The 20,818-nt window shown below is 41.5% G+C and carries 22 protein-coding genes; 3 read left to right on the top strand and 19 right to left on the bottom strand.

Going from position 1 to position 20,818, the window contains the following annotated elements:
- Positions 1–39 precede the first annotated feature (39 nt).
- From FKG96_RS04920 to FKG96_RS04835, 17 genes are all read right to left on the bottom strand, one after another.
- Complete coding sequence (locus FKG96_RS04920) at positions 40–549, bottom strand: NADH-quinone oxidoreductase subunit I (RefSeq protein WP_013664884.1); 510 nt, start codon at positions 547–549, stop codon at positions 40–42.
- A 45-nt stretch (positions 550–594) separates the two neighbouring features.
- Positions 595–1,632, bottom strand: coding sequence for an NADH-quinone oxidoreductase subunit NuoH (nuoH, locus tag FKG96_RS04915; protein WP_130854477.1), 1,038 nt, complete (start codon positions 1,630–1,632; stop codon positions 595–597).
- Positions 1,633–1,686: 54 nt separating this feature from the next.
- Positions 1,687–2,697: a 2Fe-2S iron-sulfur cluster-binding protein gene (locus tag FKG96_RS04910; protein WP_130854478.1), complete on the bottom strand. Its 1,011-nt coding sequence runs from the start codon at positions 2,695–2,697 to the stop codon at positions 1,687–1,689.
- Positions 2,698–2,761: 64 nt separating this feature from the next.
- Entirely contained in the window at positions 2,762–4,114 is a 1,353-nt protein-coding gene (gene nuoF, locus FKG96_RS04905; protein WP_130854479.1) for an NADH-quinone oxidoreductase subunit NuoF, read from the bottom strand.
- A 147-nt stretch (positions 4,115–4,261) separates the two neighbouring features.
- Positions 4,262–4,774, bottom strand: coding sequence for an NAD(P)H-dependent oxidoreductase subunit E (nuoE, locus tag FKG96_RS04900; RefSeq protein ID WP_013664880.1), 513 nt, complete (start codon positions 4,772–4,774; stop codon positions 4,262–4,264).
- Positions 4,767–6,002: an NADH-quinone oxidoreductase subunit D gene (locus FKG96_RS04895; RefSeq protein WP_013664879.1), complete on the bottom strand. Its 1,236-nt coding sequence runs from the start codon at positions 6,000–6,002 to the stop codon at positions 4,767–4,769. Before FKG96_RS04895 ends, nuoE begins: the two co-directional genes overlap by 8 nt.
- Before the next feature lie 6 nt (positions 6,003–6,008).
- Entirely contained in the window at positions 6,009–6,512 is a 504-nt protein-coding gene (locus FKG96_RS04890; protein WP_013664878.1) for an NADH-quinone oxidoreductase subunit C, read from the bottom strand.
- Positions 6,505–7,056, bottom strand: coding sequence for an NADH-quinone oxidoreductase subunit B (locus tag FKG96_RS04885; RefSeq protein ID WP_013664877.1), 552 nt, complete (start codon positions 7,054–7,056; stop codon positions 6,505–6,507). The genes FKG96_RS04890 and FKG96_RS04885 overlap by 8 nt, the downstream gene beginning before the upstream one ends.
- A gap of 152 nt (positions 7,057–7,208) precedes the next feature.
- The gene (locus FKG96_RS04880; protein WP_013664876.1) at positions 7,209–7,586 is read right to left on the bottom strand and encodes an NADH-quinone oxidoreductase subunit A; all 378 of its coding nucleotides are present in this window, start codon (positions 7,584–7,586) and stop codon (positions 7,209–7,211) included.
- Positions 7,587–7,726: 140 nt separating this feature from the next.
- A complete protein-coding gene (locus tag FKG96_RS04875; RefSeq protein ID WP_165446895.1) occupies positions 7,727–9,472 on the bottom strand; it encodes a tetratricopeptide repeat protein in 1,746 nt (581 codons plus the stop codon).
- A 37-nt stretch (positions 9,473–9,509) separates the two neighbouring features.
- Positions 9,510–10,427 (bottom strand): PstS family phosphate ABC transporter substrate-binding protein, encoded by a 918-nt coding sequence (locus FKG96_RS04870; RefSeq protein ID WP_130854480.1) that lies wholly within the window; start codon positions 10,425–10,427, stop codon positions 9,510–9,512.
- Between the two features lie 303 nt (positions 10,428–10,730).
- Complete coding sequence (locus FKG96_RS04860; RefSeq protein ID WP_013664872.1) at positions 10,731–11,558, bottom strand: energy transducer TonB; 828 nt, start codon at positions 11,556–11,558, stop codon at positions 10,731–10,733.
- Positions 11,559–11,588: 30 nt separating this feature from the next.
- Positions 11,589–12,095 carry a biopolymer transporter ExbD gene (locus FKG96_RS04855; protein ID WP_013664871.1) on the bottom strand — a complete coding sequence of 169 codons (507 nt, stop codon included), beginning with the start codon at positions 12,093–12,095 and terminating at the stop codon, positions 11,589–11,591.
- Positions 12,096–12,114: 19 nt separating this feature from the next.
- A complete protein-coding gene (locus tag FKG96_RS04850) occupies positions 12,115–12,747 on the bottom strand; it encodes a biopolymer transporter ExbD (protein WP_013664870.1) in 633 nt (210 codons plus the stop codon).
- Positions 12,748–12,844: 97 nt separating this feature from the next.
- On the bottom strand, positions 12,845–13,678 hold the full coding sequence (locus FKG96_RS04845; RefSeq protein ID WP_013664869.1) for a MotA/TolQ/ExbB proton channel family protein: 834 nt from the start codon (positions 13,676–13,678) through the stop codon (positions 12,845–12,847).
- Between the two features lie 541 nt (positions 13,679–14,219).
- Positions 14,220–14,567, bottom strand: a complete 348-nt coding sequence (locus FKG96_RS04840) for a translation initiation factor (RefSeq protein WP_130854481.1) — start codon at positions 14,565–14,567, stop codon at positions 14,220–14,222.
- A gap of 24 nt (positions 14,568–14,591) precedes the next feature.
- Complete coding sequence (locus FKG96_RS04835; RefSeq protein ID WP_130854482.1) at positions 14,592–15,467, bottom strand: diacylglycerol kinase family protein; 876 nt, start codon at positions 15,465–15,467, stop codon at positions 14,592–14,594.
- Positions 15,468–15,840: 373 nt separating this feature from the next.
- Here FKG96_RS04835 and metK point away from each other — a divergent pair, with 373 nt between their 5' ends.
- Both metK and FKG96_RS04825 read left to right on the top strand, forming a co-directional pair.
- Positions 15,841–17,094: a methionine adenosyltransferase gene (gene metK / locus FKG96_RS04830; protein WP_130854483.1), complete on the top strand. Its 1,254-nt coding sequence runs from the start codon at positions 15,841–15,843 to the stop codon at positions 17,092–17,094.
- A 176-nt stretch (positions 17,095–17,270) separates the two neighbouring features.
- A complete protein-coding gene (locus FKG96_RS04825; protein ID WP_041388039.1) occupies positions 17,271–18,005 on the top strand; it encodes a 1-acyl-sn-glycerol-3-phosphate acyltransferase in 735 nt (244 codons plus the stop codon).
- Positions 18,006–18,024: 19 nt separating this feature from the next.
- Here FKG96_RS04825 and FKG96_RS04820 read toward each other — a convergent pair whose 3' ends face one another.
- Together FKG96_RS04820 and FKG96_RS04815 are read right to left on the bottom strand one after the other, a co-directional pair.
- Entirely contained in the window at positions 18,025–19,104 is a 1,080-nt protein-coding gene (locus FKG96_RS04820) for a glycosyltransferase (RefSeq protein WP_013664864.1), read from the bottom strand.
- 37 nt (positions 19,105–19,141) lie between these two features.
- Positions 19,142–20,116, bottom strand: a complete 975-nt coding sequence (locus tag FKG96_RS04815) for a lysylphosphatidylglycerol synthase domain-containing protein (protein WP_242627106.1) — start codon at positions 20,114–20,116, stop codon at positions 19,142–19,144.
- A gap of 107 nt (positions 20,117–20,223) precedes the next feature.
- Between FKG96_RS04815 and ruvC the strand changes: the two genes are divergently transcribed.
- Complete coding sequence (ruvC, locus tag FKG96_RS04810) at positions 20,224–20,790, top strand: crossover junction endodeoxyribonuclease RuvC (protein WP_130854485.1); 567 nt, start codon at positions 20,224–20,226, stop codon at positions 20,788–20,790.
- Positions 20,791–20,818: the final 28 nt, after the last annotated feature.

The raw sequence follows: 20,818 nt of genomic DNA, 5'->3' as shown, positions 1-20,818 counted from the left end.
AAGTTTATATGTTTTATCGTATTCGTTTTAGTTAAGCATCTACCTCAGGGAATGGATATCAAATCGTTCTTCGACAAGCTTGTCTTTTCCATAAATAAAATCCTTCCGCAAGTAATCCGCCGGTACGTGCGGACCATCCAGATAAATCGCCTCTTTTGGACAAGCCTCCTCGCACAAGCCACAAAAAATGCATCGGAGCATATTAATTTCGTATACCGCAGCATATTTCTCCTCACGATACAAGTGTTCCTCTCCTTTTTTTCGTTCAGCGGATATCATGGTAATTGCTTCAGCCGGACAAGAAAGTGCACATAGACCGCAGGCCGTACACCTTTCTCTTCCTTCTTCATCCCGCTTCAGCGAATGCATTCCACGATAATTTTTCGAGTAAGGGCGTTCTACTTCGGGATAAGAGACGGTGGCTTTTTTTCTAAAGAAATGCCTTATGGTAACACGCATCCCTTTTAGAATAGCCGGAAGATACATCCGCTCCCAGAAATTCATCGGTTTCTGCTCTAAAACTTTTTTTCTATTACTTAAGGGTTCCATTTTTTTTATTATTAAGCAAGGGCTTCGTTAAATACCTGGCATTCCTTACCAATAGGTATCCTTTATTAAGGTTATTACACCTGTTAATACAATGTTTGCGATTGCTAAAGGAATGAGAATTTTCCATCCTAGATTCATCAACTGATCATAACGGAAACGAGGTAAAGTCCACCGAATCCACATAAAAAAGAAGATGAAGGCAAATATTTTCAGAAAGAATACCAGTACGCCAATGATGGTGATCCAGTTCTGCGAGAGCCCTAAATCGTGCATAAAAGGAAAGTTATATCCGCCAAAGTAAAGGGCGGACATCACGGCCGATGAAACAAACATATTGATATATTCCGAGAACATATAAAGTCCCAGTTTCATCGATGAATATTCGGTGTGATACCCGCCAACTAATTCCGTTTCACATTCCGGGAGGTCAAATGGTACACGGTTACATTCGGCGAAAGCACAGGTAACAAAAATGATAAAGCCTAGGGGTTGAACCCATATATTCCAGTTCACAAAACCGCTTTGCTGTGCTACGATCTCCTTTAAGGATAATGTTTGCGTGACCATTAAGAGCGCGATAATGGAAAGCCCCATCGCCACTTCATAACTGATGCTTTGTGAAGCCGCTCTAATCGCTCCCATTAAAGAAAATTTATTATTGGAAGCCCATCCACCAAGCATAATACCATAAACTCCCAACGCAATCACACCGAAGATGTAAAGAATCCCAACGTTTACATCGGCTACTTGTAAATCTATTACTCGCTCTCCGATTTGCAGGGACTGGCCCCATGGTATCACAGCGCTACTGATACAAGCCGTTATAATAGCGATAGTTGGTCCCGCTATAAAGAGTCCTTTGTGTGCACCGGCCGGAATTATCTCTTCCTTAAAAAAGAATTTCCCTCCATCCGCTAAAGGTTGCAAAATACCAAAGGGACCCGCACGATCCGGCCCCTTGCGGTCTTGCATAAAGCCGGCCACTTTTCTTTCGGCCAAGGTTGAATACATGGCAATAACGAGTGTTAATACAAACACGACTACGATCAGTATCAATTTCTCTATTATAAATGCAGCTTCCATCAACGTTTAATTTATCTGTTTATTAACCGTGTTATTATTGTTTATATAGCTTTATTAAAGCCGGACTGACCGTTCGAACTGATGTTTGTTAGCTTCTTGAAGCTTCGGATTCTCCTTAACTACCGGTAAGGGTTTCAGGGTCTCATAATGATTCGCCGAGATAACGGATGTATGGACTACCTTTCGAGGACCTTCTATAACCCAATCGGTAGTATGTTTTTTATCGAAACGGCATGTATTGCAAATAAAATCCTCAACTTCGCCGTATTCATCCTTTCGGGCTGTAACGCGTAGCACTTCTTCCCCTTTATACCACAGGGTAACTTTACCGGAACAGTCCGGGCAATCCCGATGTGCATCTACCGGTTTGGTAAACCAGACCCTGTTTTTAAACCGGAAAGTTTTATCGGTCAAAGCCCCTACGGGGCAGACATCAATCACATTGCCTGAAAAATTGTTATCGATCGCCTTTTCGATATACGTTGATATTTCAGCGGCATCTCCCCTTCCCAAAATGCCATGTACTCTTTTGTCCGTTATTTGATCTGCAACAAAAACGCAACGATAACATAAAATACATCGCGTCATATGTAATTGGATCTTATCTCCAATATCTATTCGTTCAAAAGTTCTTCGCTCAAATTCATAACGGGTAGCTGCAGCACCGTGTTCAAAACCTAGATCCTGCAAGTGGCATTCGCCGGCCTGATCGCAGATAGGGCAATCCAATGGATGATTAATCAACAACATTTCAACGACCCCTTTCCGTGCTTCCAAAACTTCATTGGAAGTAATGTTTTGAACCTCCATACCGTCCATCACCGTAGTGCGACAAGAAGCTACCAATTTAGGCATTGGTCTCGGATCCTTCTCTGAGCCTTTACTTACTTTTACCAGACAGGTTCTACATTTCCCGCCGCTTCCTTGTAATTTGGAATAATAACACATAGCGGGTGGTACAATTTCTCCCCCAATCTGCCGTGCGGCATTTAATATGGTTGTTCCAGGTGCTACTTCAACGGTAATACCATCAATGCTTACTTTTATTTTTTCGTTATCAGCCATATATTTAGTTATTAGCTGTTAGTTATTAGTTGTTAACCAGCCATTAGCCCCTCACTTTTTACCTTCACCCTTCCACCGTCAGGGGATCTGCATAATGTGCCAAGCCGAAATTTCTATGTTGTGCCTCTTCTCCATGAATGACGTGCCACTCAAATTCGTCTCTAAAATGACGAATAGCACTTGCAACGGGCCAAGCAGCTGCATCACCAAGCGGGCAAATTGTATTCCCTTCTATTTTTTTCGAGACATCTACCAATAGGTCAATATCACTCATTTTGCCATGGCCATATTCGAGCCGGTGCAATACTTTCTCCATCCAACCTGTTCCCTCTCTACAAGGTGAGCACTGACCGCAGCTCTCGTGATGATAAAAGCGGGCAAAATTCCAGGTATTACGCACAATGCATTGATCTTCATCGAAGACGATAAAACCTCCCGATCCGAGCATTGTTCCGGTTGCGAAACCACCATCAGCCAACGATTCGTAAGTCATGAGCCGATTCTCTCCCTTTGCTGTTTTTAATATTAAATTAGCGGGAAGAATCGGGACAGAAGAACCGCCTGCTACAACTGCTTTTAAACGCTTTCCGTTGGTGATGCCTCCACAGTATTCATCAGAATAGATAAATTCTTCTACCGGTAGACCGAGTTCGATTTCATACACCCCCGGTTTATTAATATTGCCGGAGGCTGATATCAATTTAGTTCCGGTGCTTCGCTCGATACCTATTTTGGCGTATTCCTCTCCACCCATATTTAATATCGGGACTGTGGCGGCGATTGACTCGACATTATTGACAACCGTAGGACAGTTATACAAACCAGCCACTGCAGGGAATGGAGGTTTTATACGAGGGTTTCCTCGTTTTCCCTCAAGTGATTCCAAGAGCGCTGTTTCCTCACCACATATATAAGCTCCGCCACCCGGTTGCACATACAGTTCTAAATTATATCCGGTACCTAAAATGTTGCTACCTAAGAATCCTGCGGCTTTAGCCTCTTCAATAGCTCTTTCGAGAATACGGATTTGGGGCATCATCTCCCCTCTCACATAGATGTAAGAAGTGTTTGCTCCCAATGCATAGCTAGCAACGATCATTCCTTCAATTAGCGCATGGGGAATATGAGTCATTAAGTACCTATCTTTAAACGTGCCGGGCTCGGATTCGTCGGCATTGCATACCAAATAACGGGGCACTCCTTCCGGTTTGGCCAAGAAACTCCATTTCATTCCTGTGGGAAAGCCCGCTCCACCGCGCCCTCTCAGTCCCGACTTTTTCACTTCTTCCACCACTTCTTCCGGACTGAGGGTTTTCAAAGCCTTTTCAACCGCCCGATACCCACCCTTTTGGCGATAAACCTCAAATGTATTTATTCCAGGTACCTGAATATGCTCTAATAGTAATTTCCGCGCCATTGCATTTAGTCTTTAGCTATTCGTATGGTCATTCGTTGTTAGTTATTCGTTGTTGGTATAATCGGTGATTAGCGCTTAGTTTCATACAAAACAGCTCAGTCATTCAACGCTTTTGTTCTATCCTCAAACACCTTTACCTCATTTTACTTACTTGTGCTTTAATTCTTCAATTAACTGATCAACACTTTCTTCCGTTAGGTTTTCGTAATAAGTATAAGTTGGTCCAATTTGTAGAACAGGTCCCATACCGCATGCTGCAACACACTCGATACCTCTCCAACTAAATAAGCCGTCAGGTGTTACTTCATTTTCCTTTACTCCTAATCGGTTTTCGATATGTTTCATAATCCGTTCGGCACCCACCAAACAGCAAGGTCCTGTACGACAAACCTCCAACACATATTTACCTTGAGGTTGTAAGAAAAACATAGTATAAAAAGTTGCCACTTCGTATACCTCTATAGGTTCTATCCGCAAATAGGCTGCAACTTTATCCATTGCGTCTACACTTAACCACCCGAACTCGGCTTGCACTAAATGTAGTATAGGTAGCAAAGCCGACTTTTGCCTACCTTCCGGGTATCTTTTTACGATCTCGTCAAACTTTGCAAGGAGGTCGTCCTTTATTTCCACAGGGCTGTTGTTTTTTACACTAAGCATCTAATTCTCCTGCTATAACGTTTAAACTACTCATATTAATAATAGCGTCCGAAAGCAACATACCACTGCTCATAGGCGCGTACATCTGATAATTAATGAAAGACGGCCGCCTAAAGTGCAGTCGGTAAGGGGATCGCCCTCCATCGCTAATCAGGTAAAAACCCAGTTCGCCATTTGCTCCTTCAACCGCATGATATACCTCAGTTTTTGGTGTATCAATTTCTCCCATCACAATTTTGAAGTGATAGATGAGCGCTTCCATATTATTATAGACCTGCTCTTTCGGAGGTAGATAGAATTCAGGTACATCGGCATGAAAGATACCTTTGGGTTCCTTTTCAATCTTATCCAATGCCTGTTCAATGATCCGTATACTTTGTCGCATTTCCTCATTCCGTACCATATAGCGGTCGTATACATCCCCATTTTCACCTACGGGGATGTCAAAATCGAACTCGTCGTAGGATGAGTATGGCTCGTTGGCACGCACGTCATAATCAATGCCTGTTGCCCTCAAGAGGGGGCCACTCCAGCTATAACTTAAGGCTGTTTCAGGATCCACAGCCGCTACACCTGACGTACGGTCAATAAATATTCTATTTCGGTTAAACAGTTCCTCGAATTCCGTTAAAACCGGTGGATATCTTTTTACAAATTGCCTGATTTTGGAAAAGGCTATTTCATTAAAATCGCGCTCGAAACCTCCAATTCGTCCAATATTAGTTGTCAATCGGGCACCACAAATCTCCTCAAATATTTCGTAGATAAATTCGCGCTCCTGCATCACATACAGAAAGCCGGAGAACGCGCCGGTATCCACTCCTAATATCCCATTGCAAATAATGTGGTCGGCTATACGGGCAAGTTCCATGATGATAACCCGCATATACTGTACGCGCTTTGGAATCTCTATGCCCAACAACTTCTCTACCGTCATATGCCATCCCATATTGTTAATGGGAGAAGAGCAATAATTAAGACGATCGGTAAGCGGAGTAATTTGATAGTAGGGTCGATGTTCGGCTATTTTTTCGAAAGCCCGATGAATATAACCGATGGTAGAGACACCACTTACAATACGCTCTCCATCCACTTGCAACACGTTTTGAAAGACGCCGTGTGTTGCCGGGTGTGTAGGTCCAAGGTTCAAGGTAACCAAGTCGTCCTGTGGATCATTATCCTCAAACACGAGGTGGTTAGTGGTTATTTTCGGTCGCAGCTCGCTCATAATGAATTATCTACCAAAGAAAAAGTCTTTTTTATCTACTCTATTTGGGTCTTCCAACGGATATTCCTTCCGCATGGGAAAGACCTCCATTTCATCTACATTCAAGATTCTCCGTAAATCGGGATGTCCTTGAAATATCACGCCGAAGAAATCGTATGTTTCACGCTCCATCCAGTTCGCGCCGTTCCATAAAGATGTAGCAGAGGGTATTTCCGGCTTAGTACCATCCAAAAATACCTTAATTCGAATCCTGACATTGTGCACTAAGCTATGTACATGATATACAACAGCGATACTAAGCGCTTGCTCCGGGTAGTGAACCGCGGTAATATCTGTCAGGTAAATAAACTGTAAATCTTTATTGGTTTTCAAGAAGGCAAGTACCTCTAAAATTTTCTCTTTTGAGGTTGTTATGCTTAGTAAACCGAAAGGTTCTTCCACCCCGTTCACGTCACTTTCAAATGCCTGCTTTAAGTATCCTATAAGCGTTTCGTTATTTAGTTTAGTCATTTTTATGTATTCCGTAACTTTCCAAAAGCGCTTTATATTCTTCCGTCTCTCTTCGGCGAACCGATTCGTTCCTGACAATATCCTGTAGGCGCATAACGCCGTCCAAAATGGCTTCCGGCCTTGGCGGGCATCCAGGGACATACACATCCACAGGAATCACTTCATCAATACCTTGTAAAACGGAATAGGTATCAAATATTCCACCACTGGAAGCGCAGGCGCCAACGGCAATTACCCAGCGAGGTTCAGCCATTTGAATATAGACCTGTTTCAGTACCGGCCCCATTTTCTTTGCTATGGTTCCCATTACTAACAACATATCGGATTGGCGCGGAGAAAAGCTCGGCCGTTCTGCACCAAAACGGGCAAGGTCATAGGTAGCACCCATGGTAGCCATAAATTCTATTCCACAGCAAGAGGTGGCAAACGGTAAAGGCCATAAAGAGTTTGCGCGGGCAAGCCCAACAGCTTTATCGAGCGTAGTGGCGAAAAAACCTGACCCGGTGACTCCCGGAGGAGGGGGGGCTAATTTTATATCACTCATAATTCCTAGGTATTAAAATGCCAACTGGTCATGGCATTATCCATCACAAAATGCCACTGCTTTTAAAAGCAGGTATGCTCAAATTTAATAATTTAATAGGTTAAGGGTGAAAATTGCAGGTATTTAGAATCGTTCTAATATATGCGCAACTTTTAGTCCCATTCCAAGGCTCTCTTCTTTATCACATAGATGAAACCCAGCAATAGGAGCCCCATAAATATAAACATCTCGATGAGTCCTTCCATCCCCAGCGATCTAAAATTGACGGCCCAGGGGTACATGAAAATAACTTCGACATCAAAAATTACGAAGAGTATAGCCACCATGAAGTATTTAATCGAAACGGGTTGACGGGCATTTCCGATTACTTTTATGCCCGATTCAAAGGAACTTAGTTTGTTTTCGGTGCGAAGTTTTGGTCCGATGAGATGCGTACCAATAATGGTAGTAACGCCAAAGCCTACGGCAACAAACATTTGAAGCAAAATCGGCAAGTAATCAATGGGAGTACTGTTTGTAGCGGCTTCCATAGTTTATGTTTAGTTAGTGTCTGTTAATAATGCAAACATAAATTTTACTTCTTACATTATCAACTTATCACCCAAGATTTTGCCATAAAAAAAGCGCCCGCTCGGATGAGTGGGCGCTTTTAAACAATAATTTAATAAGATTATTTTTGTTGAGCTGATGTACCGTTATTAGCAGCAGGCTTTAATTGCTCTAATGTTTGCGTAGCGTAAGCATTTCCAGGTTCAGCTTCTAAAGCTTTTTCCAAATTCTCACGAGCCTCTTGGTATTGCTCTTTGTTTACTAAATCTGCAGCAATTACATTATAAGCTTCAGCAATATACCGTCCCGACTTCTTCTGTGTTTCGGCATCCTTTGCTTGAATCACGCCTAGATACTCTTTATAAGCAGGTACAGCAAGCCCTTGAGGATTTTGTGGGTCTTCTTTTAGAGATAGGGCTTTTGCCTTATATAAGTATGCTTCAGGCATATCTTTAGCTACTTCATTTACTTTCGTAAAGGCGTTTACCGCATCATCTAAAATGCCCATACTTGGCTTCGGATCGTCATTCATATGCATAGCATAGTTGAAATACTGCGAAAATCCCCAGTAAAACAAATCGTAATTGTATGTTTTTGACTTTGGTGCTTGTGCTGCTGCTTTAAACAAAGCACCGGCTAAATCAAAACGTTTTGCATCAAAAGTCTTTTTCGCTTCTGCACTCACATCCTCTGCCAATTTCCAAGTGGTGTCCATTTGAACGCCCTTGGTTAAATTAGCGATACCTTGGGCCAATAGTGTAGTATCGGTCGCTTTGGTTGTATCGCTTGCAATTCTAATTTCAGATAAGCCTAAGAAATAGTAATCCTGAGGAATGATACGGTTTTGCTCTACTTTGGAAAGGAAATCAGTCAATGCTTTTTGGCTGGAAGGATAATTACCATTTTCGTAAGAAGCGTAACCTAAGTAACGTAAGATACGCGGGTTTACTTTATCCAACTTAGCCATTTCATTAGCTTGTTCTTCTAAGTTCTTGTAATCCCTTGCCTTGATCATGAAGTCGGCATAGCGCATACGTGAATCCAAGGAGTAATCCGTTAAATCCATATATTGCTTATAAGCCTTCAACGCCTCTTGGATACGACTGTTATAGTCTTCTGATTTTGTCGCAAATTGTGCGTAAGCATTATAGGTCTCTGCCAATTCTCTGTAAGCAGGCGCATAATCCGGATGTTCTTGAATAATGGTATTTAAATCCTGAACAGCTTCAGGAAACGCACGTGCTTGTTTAGAGATAACGGTCATTTGTACACGGGCACGTGTAAAGGTATTATCCAAATCGTATGCATCACGGTAGTTGGTATACGCATTACTTGCATCGCCCATGCCGAAGTAAGCATCTCCCAAAGAAGATGGGATTAAGGCATCCTTCTGATTCGCTTCTTTTGCTTTTTCCAAGTAAGGCAAGGCCTTTTTATAATCCGGTTTTTCTAAGTTAGGATTCATATAGGCACGACCTACATACAGATTCTCTAGGTAGTCCTTCTTTTTTGCTTTCTCCGTAGCTTCGGTAAATAGCTTTTCAGCTTCCGCTGTATTACCTTGTACAAGCGCTACCGCTCCTAAGCCTACTTTATTCAGGTTATCTTTTGGATCAGCTTCAAGTCCTTGTTGGAAAAAAGTTTTTGCCGAATCCGGATAATCGGTTACCAAATAGACGTCGCCCAAATAAAAATAGTTTTCGGCATCTTTCGGCTTGTTCTGCACTAAATTCTTTAGAATCGATTTAGCCTTTGCGTATTGCTCCGCGTCGATTGCTACTTGTGCATCTTTCAGACTTTGTGCATAAGAAGCCCCCGAAGCTATGAAAGCAATCGCAAGACCTACACTTGCTGCTCTTCTTATCATTTTCATTGTTCTTTTAATTTATTTAAAGTCTAATATACTAATTTCTTATTATTATTTCCCGTGGAGGGATACTATCAGGCAATAGGCCGGATTTCAAAATAAGTCTTTGACCTCGCTCGCCATGCAGGAAAGATGAAAAGCCGAGGCCGATCGATTCTTTTCCTTGCACATTGATACAGTACAAAGGCCTGGTGAAAGGATACAAATTTAAAGCCAAATTTGATTGGGTTGGTTTATAATATCCGTCATCACCGGGTTTTCCTTGCTGATTCTTAACACCGAGCACTTTTATATGCTCCATATAAGGGACCAGCTCCCTCTCTGGTTGCATAATCCAATTAATCCCCAAAACACCTACGCTTTGTGGATTTTCCTTCACATACTTCAGTATTTCACGGCTACCTTTCAGTGCATAAACGCCCTGATCAGGTAATTTATCGACGCCCGCCAATTTCCTGAAATAAGCAACCGTACTCGAATTGGCATTATCGAATACCAACGCCTTTATCTTTGTTACCTCCTGCCCCTTCATGATCCGGATAATGTCATCCGCCAAGATGGTCGAGTCCGGGTTGCGTTTATTCGTTATAATAGCAATGGCATCCGTAGCAAAACGTACAGTTCGGGGATATATTGTCTTCGATTTAAAAAATTCCGATTCTTTTTCTGTCAATTCGCGTGTAGTAATAGCTAGTTGAGCCGAATCTCGCAACAATGCACGTATCAGCTCATTTTCAGATTTAGCAATCATGGTAAGCTCTGCATTGGTGTAGCTACTCTCAAAAATGGCGATCTGATCTTCGATAATAGGCGCTACGGTTTCGTCAACCAATACATTCGCTCTTCCTGTAAGAATTCCCTGCGTGTCCTTTGTCGGCGCATTGCTACAGGCAACAAAGAAAAGTGCTGCAATGGACATTGATACAACACACAGATTAAAGCGGATATTTTTCATGGTTAGGCATTGATTAGGTAAATGCTAGAAGACCTGTTCCAATACGACTTTACGTTAGCTACCCCTCCCAATTCGTTGACTTTGCCATAATCTTGCAAATCTTAAAAAAGAGTAAACGATAAGCAATAAACCGAACAAAACACGGTAGGTTCTATCCAAGCTCAGTGGGAAATCCTTCCAGAAAATGATAACCAAACCAAGCACGAAATAGAATCCGAACATGCAAAGTCCTAAAATGGACAGAAATCGCTTTGCGGGCGATTTCTGTCTATCACTACTTTTATTGGTACGTTCAAGCATGAATTACATTCCTTGAAGGTTCAATTTAATAGGTAAGGAGTAGGATACCCGTACCGGGCGTCCGTTCTGAATACCAGGTTTCCATTTAGGTGAAGATTTCAACAATCTCACCGCTTCTTCGCCAGTACCATATTTCAAGTCACGCAATACTTTGATATCGGTCAAAGATCCATCTCGTTCAACCACGAAAGACACATGGATAGAACCACTTACGCCTTGTTCCTTTGCCATCTGTGGGTATCTATAGTTTGCACCAACCCATTTATAGAAAGCAGGTAAACCTCCTGGAAATGATGGCTGTACTTCCACCGCATTGAAGTCCATAATACCGGAACCTTCTTCCGTTACCTGAGCATCTTTTGGTCCTTCACCTACCGGCATATCGATACGTATATCAGCCGTAGGGTCCCCAGCGATTGTTTTAGGTCCCGGATCAGCCTTTTTCAGCTGTTCAACGGTTGGCGGTTCCTCGTCACGCACCTGCTCTGCCGGTACCACCTTAGGAGGAGGCATCCGTACTTGATCCACACGTGGAGGCGGAGGTTCAACCGGTGGCGGTGGAGGCGGTGCTTCCTCGTTCACCGGAGGTGGTTCTGATAGAACCACTTCTGTTTCAATTACTTCTTCTGGTGCTTCATCCTGTTCACCCCGAATCGCCTTGATGATCATAGGCGATGTTACCAAGCCTACGAACAATATTATACCTATGAGTAATGCTCGTGAAGTATATTTAGGCGAAATGGTGCGCAAGTCATAAGCGCCATACGCTTTATTGCGTCCTGCGAAGACTACATCAAGCCATTGCGGTTTAAATATATCTAATTTAGACATTCTTATTTCATTTTTTAGGATAACCCTTTGTTAATAAATTCCCTCACGTTTAAGCAATTCAACCTCCGGAGTACTAATATCGCCAATCATGTATTGTTGTGCATTAACGATTTTCATTTCATCCAGTATATCTACTAAGTTACGGTAGTTCGAATTGTCGCTTGGTCTGATAATAACAATGAGTGGTTTACCCGTTGCGGCTTGCACATCTTTCATCTTCTTGAGCAGGACGGGTCTAATTCCGTTCTTACCATAATCTACTACTGTCGGGCCATCCAGTGGTTTTTCCAATTGTCCCATATAGTATTCGATTTTGTCCTTTGCACCCAATAAGATGGTCATTGATCTATTATCAGCCACTTCCAGATTATCATCTTTGTTTTCCTTATCCTTATCCGGCATAGCCACGTCCATTGCGTGCGGTTTAGCCAAACTGGTCGTTAACATGAAGAAGGTAATCAGAAGGAACGCCAAGTCAACCATGGGTGTTAAATCCACCCGGGGGGTCTGTTTACCACCGGTATTTAATTCTGCCATTTCTTAATATTTTTAATGATTATTTACCGTAATCCTCCGTTCTAAGGTTAGTAACTAAACTAAACTTATTGATCTTCTGTCCCTGGAGAATATCTATCACCTTCTTAATAGCAGGGTATTGTTCTTTAGCGTCTCCTTTGATAGCCACGCGCATTTCCGCATTATTAGTTTCTTTTGTAGCGTAACGGGCAGCTATAATCCATTCATGTAACTCAGAAGGGCTATTCCCTACAGAATCCGTGGGGATACCTGGCTGAAGGCCAGCTCTGTTTCGCTCTGCGTTATCCATTGCAATAATCTGCTTTAGATTTTTGAAAGGAACACCGAAACCTTCCATCAAAGAAAATCTTTCTTTTTCCTTTTGCGAGAAACCGACGCTATATTTTTCCGACATTCTTTCCAGCATACGCATTCTTATGTTCGGACCGGCAACACCGAAAAACACCTTACCATCTCCTCCTACGGTAATTGTACCCAAATTCGCATCCGGAACCTTGATCTGTACCGTGGATGCAGGGGTATCTACCGGCAAAGGCTCTGGCTGGCGAGCAGTTGCGGTAAGAATAAAGAACGTAAGCAGCAGGAATGACACGTCACACATCGCCGTCATATCAATGGTTGTGCTCGCTCTTTTTACTTTAATCTTTGGCATCTCTTTACGTTTATAAGTAAATAAAAACTAGTTTCTAATATAGTGATGCAAATTCCACAGCCTTTCCATAAAAACCATGGAATTTTTTCACCTTTTTTTATTTATGCTTAGACGCGTAAGTTTGAACGATCGAGAAGCCAGCCTCGTCAATAGAATAGGTCAATTTATCTATTTTAGAAGTAAATACATTGTACATGATTACAGCGATGGTAGAAGTAAAGATACCGGTTGCTGTATTGATAAGCGCCTCAGAGATACCGTTTGCCAACTGCGCTTGGTCAGGAGCACCACCGGTAGCCAAAGCCGCAAACGCCTTGATCATACCCGTTACTGTTCCTAATAGACCGGTTAATGTACCGATAGATACTAAGGTGGCGATAACGGTTAGGTTTTTCTCTAACATTGGCATTTCCAATGCAGTCGCTTCTTCAATCTCTTTTTGAATTGCCAATACAGAATGTTCAGTATCCAAAGTTGTATCTACAGAAGCTTCTTTGTATTTGTAAAGACCGGATTTGATTACATTAGCTACAGATCCTTGTTGTTTATCACATTCGGCGATGGCTGCATCAATGTTTCCTGCAGAAAGGAATCCTTGCACTTTAGAAACAAAAGTGTCTACATTTCCTTTTCCAGCAGCTCTGCTGATTACGAAGAAACGCTCAAACGAGAAAACAATTACCATTAATAATAAACCTAATAGTACCGGTACGATGTAACCCGCTTTGTAAACCATTGCAAAATAGTCTCCTGGCATCGGTTCGCCATTCTCCGGATCTCCTCCTTGGAAGTGTGAAGGATCCCCCATCACGAATTTCCATACCAATGCGCCTATGACAAGGCAGATAATAATTGCCAGACTTGCAAATACGTTAGAACCTTTTGAGCTGCTCTCTTTTTTAGCCGGGGTTGGTTTTGGTGCGTTTGCCATTTTCTTGATTTTTTAGTTTTTAGTTTTTATGGATTAATTTTTAATTGTACAAAACATTTTGCCGTTTTTTCCAGTCGTCAAAAAGGCAAAAGCAAATTTATAATTTTAGATTTAAAAACAAATTTATGCAATATTAACTTTTAAATATCTCTCCTTCTAACGTGCAACAGCGGCATCAACGCCAAAAAAGAGCTCTATTGTGTCACTGCCCTCATTTTCGAAGACAATATTTTACAATAAAAACTATTTTTTTTTGTAATTGCAAATAAATGACATAAAAAAAACGTCGATTCCGGCATCTATTCGTTAATATTGTGCATTTGAATGTGTCATTATCACACCATCCCAAATCCTGTTAATTTATTCTCTTCCAACTGCCTAAACTAAGTGTAAAAAGAACACTATGCCCCCTCTTTTTTCTCGCCTTAACTCAAATGTAAAATTTAAATAGCGTTTAAGTGTTTTCAGATGCAATTGTAAACGTTGGCAGTAAGGTAATATTGTGCTTTTAGGCAAATTTATTTCCAAAAGCTTATTTGGTCTAGCCTCCTATCAATTTAATTTTATACCCTTCGGTGGTTAGGATCTCGACGATCTTTTTCCTAAAATCGCCTTGAATCATAATTTGTCCTTCTTTGGTGGCGCCCCCAACTCCACATCGCTGTTTTAATTGTTTCCCTAAAGCGGATAAATCTTCTTCCTTTCCCACAAAACCCGTAATAAGCGTTACCGCTTTTCCCGCCCGTTGTTTTTTATCCAGTTGAACACGCAATTGTTGCTTCGCCGCAGGCAAGGTGTCTGTTTCAAAAGATTCCTCTTCCCGATAGCTATAATTCTGATCAGTGGAATAGACAATACCGTCAAACTGTTGTTTTTTCTGCTTAGCCATTATAAAGGTATTTAAAGCCTTTTACTAACATACAACATTTAATGAAGAGGGCAAAACTTCTATTGACAATTTTTTGTCGAGCGTAAACGGTTCCCCATCTAAATGCACCGGCCCCCTTTGTGGGCGTTCAATGGTGATCTGTTTTCCTTTAATAATTTCCACGTAATCCGATTGATGGGCAGTTCGGCTAAACAAATGGTAGATCATTACGGGAAACTGAATTAATGGAAACTGCTTAATGATACAAACGTCAAGTAGGCCGTCGTCAACAGACGCACCGGGAGCAATGTAAGCATTATTTCCATATTGCGGGGAATTAGCTATACTGATCATAAATGCTTCCCGTTGTATTTCATTGCCATCTATACAAATCGTATATTCCTGGGGCTTATATCGACTGATTTCCTTAAGCACGATTTTTAAATAGCCTACGGGGCCACGGGTCATATTTTCCGCAAAGCGATCGCTGATAAGGGCATCAAAACCCATCCCTGCAACATTAAAAAAAGCTTTTCCGTTAACCAGACCGCTATCGATCGTAATGATATGGCCTTTATTGATTTTTGCGATGGCTTGCGATACATCAGAAGAAATTCCCAAATAACGCGCTAGACCATTTCCGGAGCCTTCGGGCACAATTGCTAAAGGCGTAGGGGTATTCAATAGTTCCTTCGCGATCTCGTTGATCGTACCATCTCCTCCCACTGCTACCACTAAATCTACTTGCTCCTGTATCGCTATTTTCGTTAACTCTGACGCATGTTGAGCCCTTTCCGTAATCTTAAAACTCGCTTCGAACAGATCGTCGTTGAGGTATTTTCTCGCTAGCCTTTCAAAGCCCTTCTTGCTCTTCCCTCCGGATATTGGATTGATTAGAAATTGGATTCGTTTTTTTGTCATTTAACAGTCGCGCCTATTCATTTACAAATGTACTAAACCCACTTGAATTTAATACCTACAGCAACGAAAGTATTATGGCACTCCTTTTTTAAGCCAGGGTTACGAATGCATCACACCTGTACGTATAATTGAGGTGTAAATACTCATCAATTATTACCCCGAAAAATACTTCTCTGCTCGTTCCTTTTATATTAGCAAAATGAATTGTACTTTTGCACGGTAAAATGTGGAATGATTTGCGTGCCAATCAAATGGCGGGATTGCAACCACAGTAAAAAAGTGCTAATGATTGCCTTTCAAATTGACACTTCATACTTATCAAGCATTTTACAAAATAGATAATATTAGGTAAAAATCTTTGAAACAATAATTTATGCCATACTTATTCACTTCAGAATCCGTTTCCGAAGGACATCCTGATAAAATAGCTGATCAAATTTCAGATGCACTTATTGATAATTTCCTTGCCTGGGATCCCGATGCGCGCGTAGCTATTGAAACATTAGTAACTACCGGACAAGTCGTCCTAGCGGGAGAAGTTAAATCGAACACCTATTTAGATGTTCAAAAGATCACCCGATCGGTTATTGAAAAAATTGGTTATACCAAATCAGCCTATATGTTCGAGGCCAATTCATGCGGAATTTTGTCTGCCATCCACGAGCAATCGGCTGATATCAACCAGGGAGTCGACCGTAAAGAAAGGCAAGATCAGGGAGCAGGCGATCAAGGCATTATGTTCGGCTACGCCAACAAAGAAACGGAGAACCTGATGCCATTGGCCTTGGATCTTTCGCACAAACTTCTTCTGGCGTTAGCCGCCCTTCGAAGGGAAAATAAAGACATCACCTATTTACGTCCGGACGCGAAAGCACAAGTGACCATTGCTTATAACGATGACCATACCCCATTGCGTATTGATACCATTGTCATCTCTACCCAACATGACGATTTTGATGAAGAGGGCGCCATGCTCGACAAGATTAAACATGATATCATCCATATTTTAATTCCTAGAGTGAAAGCGCAGCTCAAACCTGAGCTTCAGCAATTATTTGATGAACACATTACGTACCACATTAATCCCACGGGTAAATTTGTAATCGGCGGCCCGCATGGAGACACAGGATTAACCGGCAGGAAAATTATCGTAGACACTTATGGGGGTAAAGGTGGACACGGTGGTGGCGCATTTTCAGGTAAAGACCCCTCAAAAGTGGATCGTTCAGCAGCTTATGCTGCCCGACATATTGCGAAGAATCTGGTAGCTGCGGGCATTGCAGACGAGATACTCGTTCAGCTTTCATATGCTATCGGCGTAAAGCACCCAATGGGTATTTATGTAAATACCTATGGCAAAAGCAATGTGGCTTTAACCGATGGACAGATTGCAGAAAAAATAGCTGAGCTTTTTGATTTAACGCCTTATGGAATTGAAACCAGACTAAAATTGCGAAATCCTATTTATTCTGAGACCGCTGCTTACGGCCATATGGGACGCGAATCCGTTATTGTTAATAAAACCTTCGAAAACTCGATGGGTGAAGTAAAGACCGTGGAGGTAGAACTTTTTACTTGGGAAAAACTGGACTATATTGAACCGGTAAGGAAGGCTTTTGGCTTCTAAAGGATTTGAAATGTTGTTTGAGCCCGGCATACGCCGGGCTTTTTTTATTCAATAGCTTTATAAAAATATTTATTTTTGCTGGCATTGCAAAAGACCTGGTTGAAAATGCAATGGTAGAACCTTTAATACATGAAATATCATGTCTTATAGGTTACACAAAAACAGATTATTTACATATGAACAAATTTTTTGGATATATCCTGACACCATTCCATTACCTTTACTTCGGCCTTATTCTTGTGATCTTCCACCCTATTCAGTGGATCTGTCTCAAACTAGGCGGGTATGAAGCGCACAAAAGGTCTGTCGATATCCTTAATTGGTTTCTTACAAGCAGCTATTATCTTTTAGGAAATAGCGTACATTTTATCAATAATCAACAACTACCTGTTGCTCAACCCATCATTTTCATTGCAAATCATCAAAGCATGTATGATATCCCGCCGTTGATTTACTTCCTAAGAAAGCATCATGCCAAATTCGTGTCTAAAATTGAGCTGGCAAGCGGTATTCCAAGTATATCGTTCAATCTTAAATATGGTGGTGCAGCCAATATTGATCGAAGTGACCCAAAGCAGTCGATCGCGGAAATATTGAAGTTGGCGAAGAACATGAAAGATAAAAACTGGTCAACGGTTATTTTTCCGGAAGGGACACGATCCAAAACAGGCGTTATGAAACCCTTTGCGGTTGGCGGCATCGCCACCATTCTAAAAAAAGTACCTCATGCAATCATTGTACCCGTAGTCATTAACAACTCTTGGAAAATGGTTCAATATGGTTCTTTTCCGCTTCGTGCTTTCACAGCGATGAGCTGGGAAGTGCTTGCTCCTATCTCTTCGGAAGGACGCACAGCAGAAGACGTAGTAAAAGCGGCAGAAGAAGCGATTCGGGAGAAAGTGGTTCCCTAGTATAAAATACTCATCACCATTATCTCACCTTTCTTCCCTTCCAATAATACTTACCGGTATTACCGGCGATCCCAATGTAAACGATGTAAAAAAGATGCATAACGCTGAGTAAAGGCAAATTGATCAGCAGGGCACTTCGGGAAGCAAATTTTGTAATCGGCATTAAAAATAAAAGCTCTATCCCAATTTTAGCCAACAGAATGATGCCGAACCCTAAAAGCATGGGAGGAAAAAAAACGCCCAGTAAGGCATTCAGTAAAACCGCCAGATTGAATATCCAAATTGCTATTCCTAATAGCACGATGTTTTTATTCTTGTATTTAGTGCTTTTAGAGGCCCAGCGCTTCCGTTGCCGGATAAATTCTTTCAGGTTTTCTTTAGCTTCTGTATAGACAATAGCCTCCTCCGACTTACAAAACCCGATACCGAGGGGATACTTCTGCGCCACTTTATGCAGAAAAAGCTCATCATCTCCACTTGCTAAATCGTCAATTCCGTTAAATCCACCTAATTCATAAAATACGTCTCGCCGATAGGCGAGATTGGCACCATTGCATGTTGATGGCCTACGCAGGCCAATAGAAGCAGCACCCAAACCTATAAGGTATAAAAATTCTAAGGTCTGTAATTTCTCGAAGTAACTCTTCTCTTGGTGATAAACAACGGGAGAAGAAATTAACTTATAGTTCTTCTCTTCATACAGGCTCACAATGGTGCGTAACCAATTTGGGCCCATAACACAATCGGCATCCGTTGCGACCATTAACTCACCCTTTGCACTAGCAATTCCCTCACTGATGGCTTTCTTTTTATACGAATTTAGTTTTTCATGCTCATTCAACTCAATCAATTTAACCCCCCGATCACTGTACGATGCAATAATTTCAGCTGTTCTATCCGTCGAATGATCATTTATAATAATCAATTCCATTAACTCACTCGGATAATGTTGCTTCAAGATGCACTCTATTGTTTTTGCAATATTACCTTCTTCATTGCGAGCTGCGATGAGCACGCTGACCGATGTTTTAAAAGTGTGCGTGTTCTTAGCTACATGATCCGGCAGCTGCTTCCACCCTCTTCGGAGCGTAAACACCATATATCCGTAATATAAACACAGTATCGTAGTGATCCCACTAATGATTTGAATTGCCAAAGAAATTAATTTTAAAAACAAATACCGAACCTATGATGGCCGGAATAATCAGATTAATAAACCAAATGGATGCCGCAGAGGCCATAACCGCCAACTCTTGCGTTGTTATAAAAGCAAAAAGATATCCCGCCGTTAAGCTTCTTACACCCACATCCAACAAATCTAATGAAGGCATTGCAGATTGAATAAAAAACAATAAAAAAACCATCAAAACCATTGGCCCTGTGGGTATCGAAGGGATAAGTATGTGCATTACCAACATATATTGAGACGTAAACACGGCATATCGGAATAACGACATGGAAAAAACATACCATAACTGTTTTGTATCATATCGTTCTAATAGGAAAAAGAAGCGTTGCACTTTAGTGAGCCATTTGATCCTCCGGATGAAACGATTAAGCCATTTGATTCTAAAGTATAAAAGCAACATGAGGAGAATAAAGCCTAGGGCCAACAAGCAGAGTGCGAGATATAACCAAAACGAAGGGTACTTGTAGTTGCCAATAAACCATACCAACGCAATGGCTCCCATCATGTTGGTAATGACTAACTGAGCGAAAGCTCCGACGGCCATAGCCAGTACACCGAACATGCGTTTACGAGGGTTTAAAAACAATACCCGTCCACCATATTCGCCTATCCTATTAGGCGTAAAAATAGCCCAGCTTAACCCGCAAAAAACCGATTCAAACGCTTTTACGAAGGAAATTTTTTGAATGGGACGACAAAGGTATTGCCATTTAATGCATTCTAAACACCAGTTTATAAGCATTAAAGTGAAAAGCGAAAAAATGGTTAAGCTTAGTAACTCTGTATCCAACCGTCCGATTAAGCGTTTAAACTCATATAGGTTTTTATTGTCACTTAATTTCCTATGTATGAACCATATCGTCAGTAAGAGTACGGTAATTTTAATACTTACACTTATTATTTTTTTTCCCCTCGTGCTCAATGGTGTTTTTTTTGCAATGTTAAGAAAACTTAAATAAATTATAACATAGCAAGGCCGAAAGAACATTCTTAACCCTGTTTATGCTAATAAAATCGTAATATTGTGACATGTTGCAAAGCGATTTAAAAGAGCGGGTTATCTTGGGGATCGATCCCGGAACCAAAGTGATGGGCTACGGTTTAATTCAGGAAAAGGGGAAACAACTGAGCTTAATAAGCTTAGGAATCATTAAACTGGATCATTTGGAAAATCAGGCGCTTAAGTTGCAACGTATATTTGAGAAGACCACCTCACTAATCGATCAGTACCACCCTGATTGCATGGCTTTAGAAGATCCATTTTATGGCAAAAACATCCAGGTCATTCTGAAGTTAGGACGAGCTCAGGGAGTAGCCATGGCAGCCGCTTTAGCCAAAAAAATTGAAATAGCGGAATACGCGCCCAGGAAAATAAAGCAATCCGTAACAGGTAACGGCAGTGCATCGAAAGAACAAGTTGCCTCCATGTTAAAGAATTTATTAAACTTCAAGGAGAGCCCACAATTTCTTGATGCAACAGACGGCCTCGCAGTGGCGGTTTGCCATGCATTTCAAGGACGCGGCACAAGCGGTGGTAAGAAGAGCTATACTGGCTGGGAATCTTTTATAAAAGAAAATTCCCATCGATTAAAATAAGAAGGACCGATCTATACCTCATTGCGGT

The organism is Olivibacter sp. LS-1 (assembly GCF_008245145.1).
Taxonomy (GTDB): domain Bacteria; phylum Bacteroidota; class Bacteroidia; order Sphingobacteriales; family Sphingobacteriaceae; genus Olivibacter; species Olivibacter oleidegradans.
The sequence above is the reverse complement of the archived record's forward strand: the minus strand, read 5'-3'. Positions and strand labels throughout refer to the sequence as shown.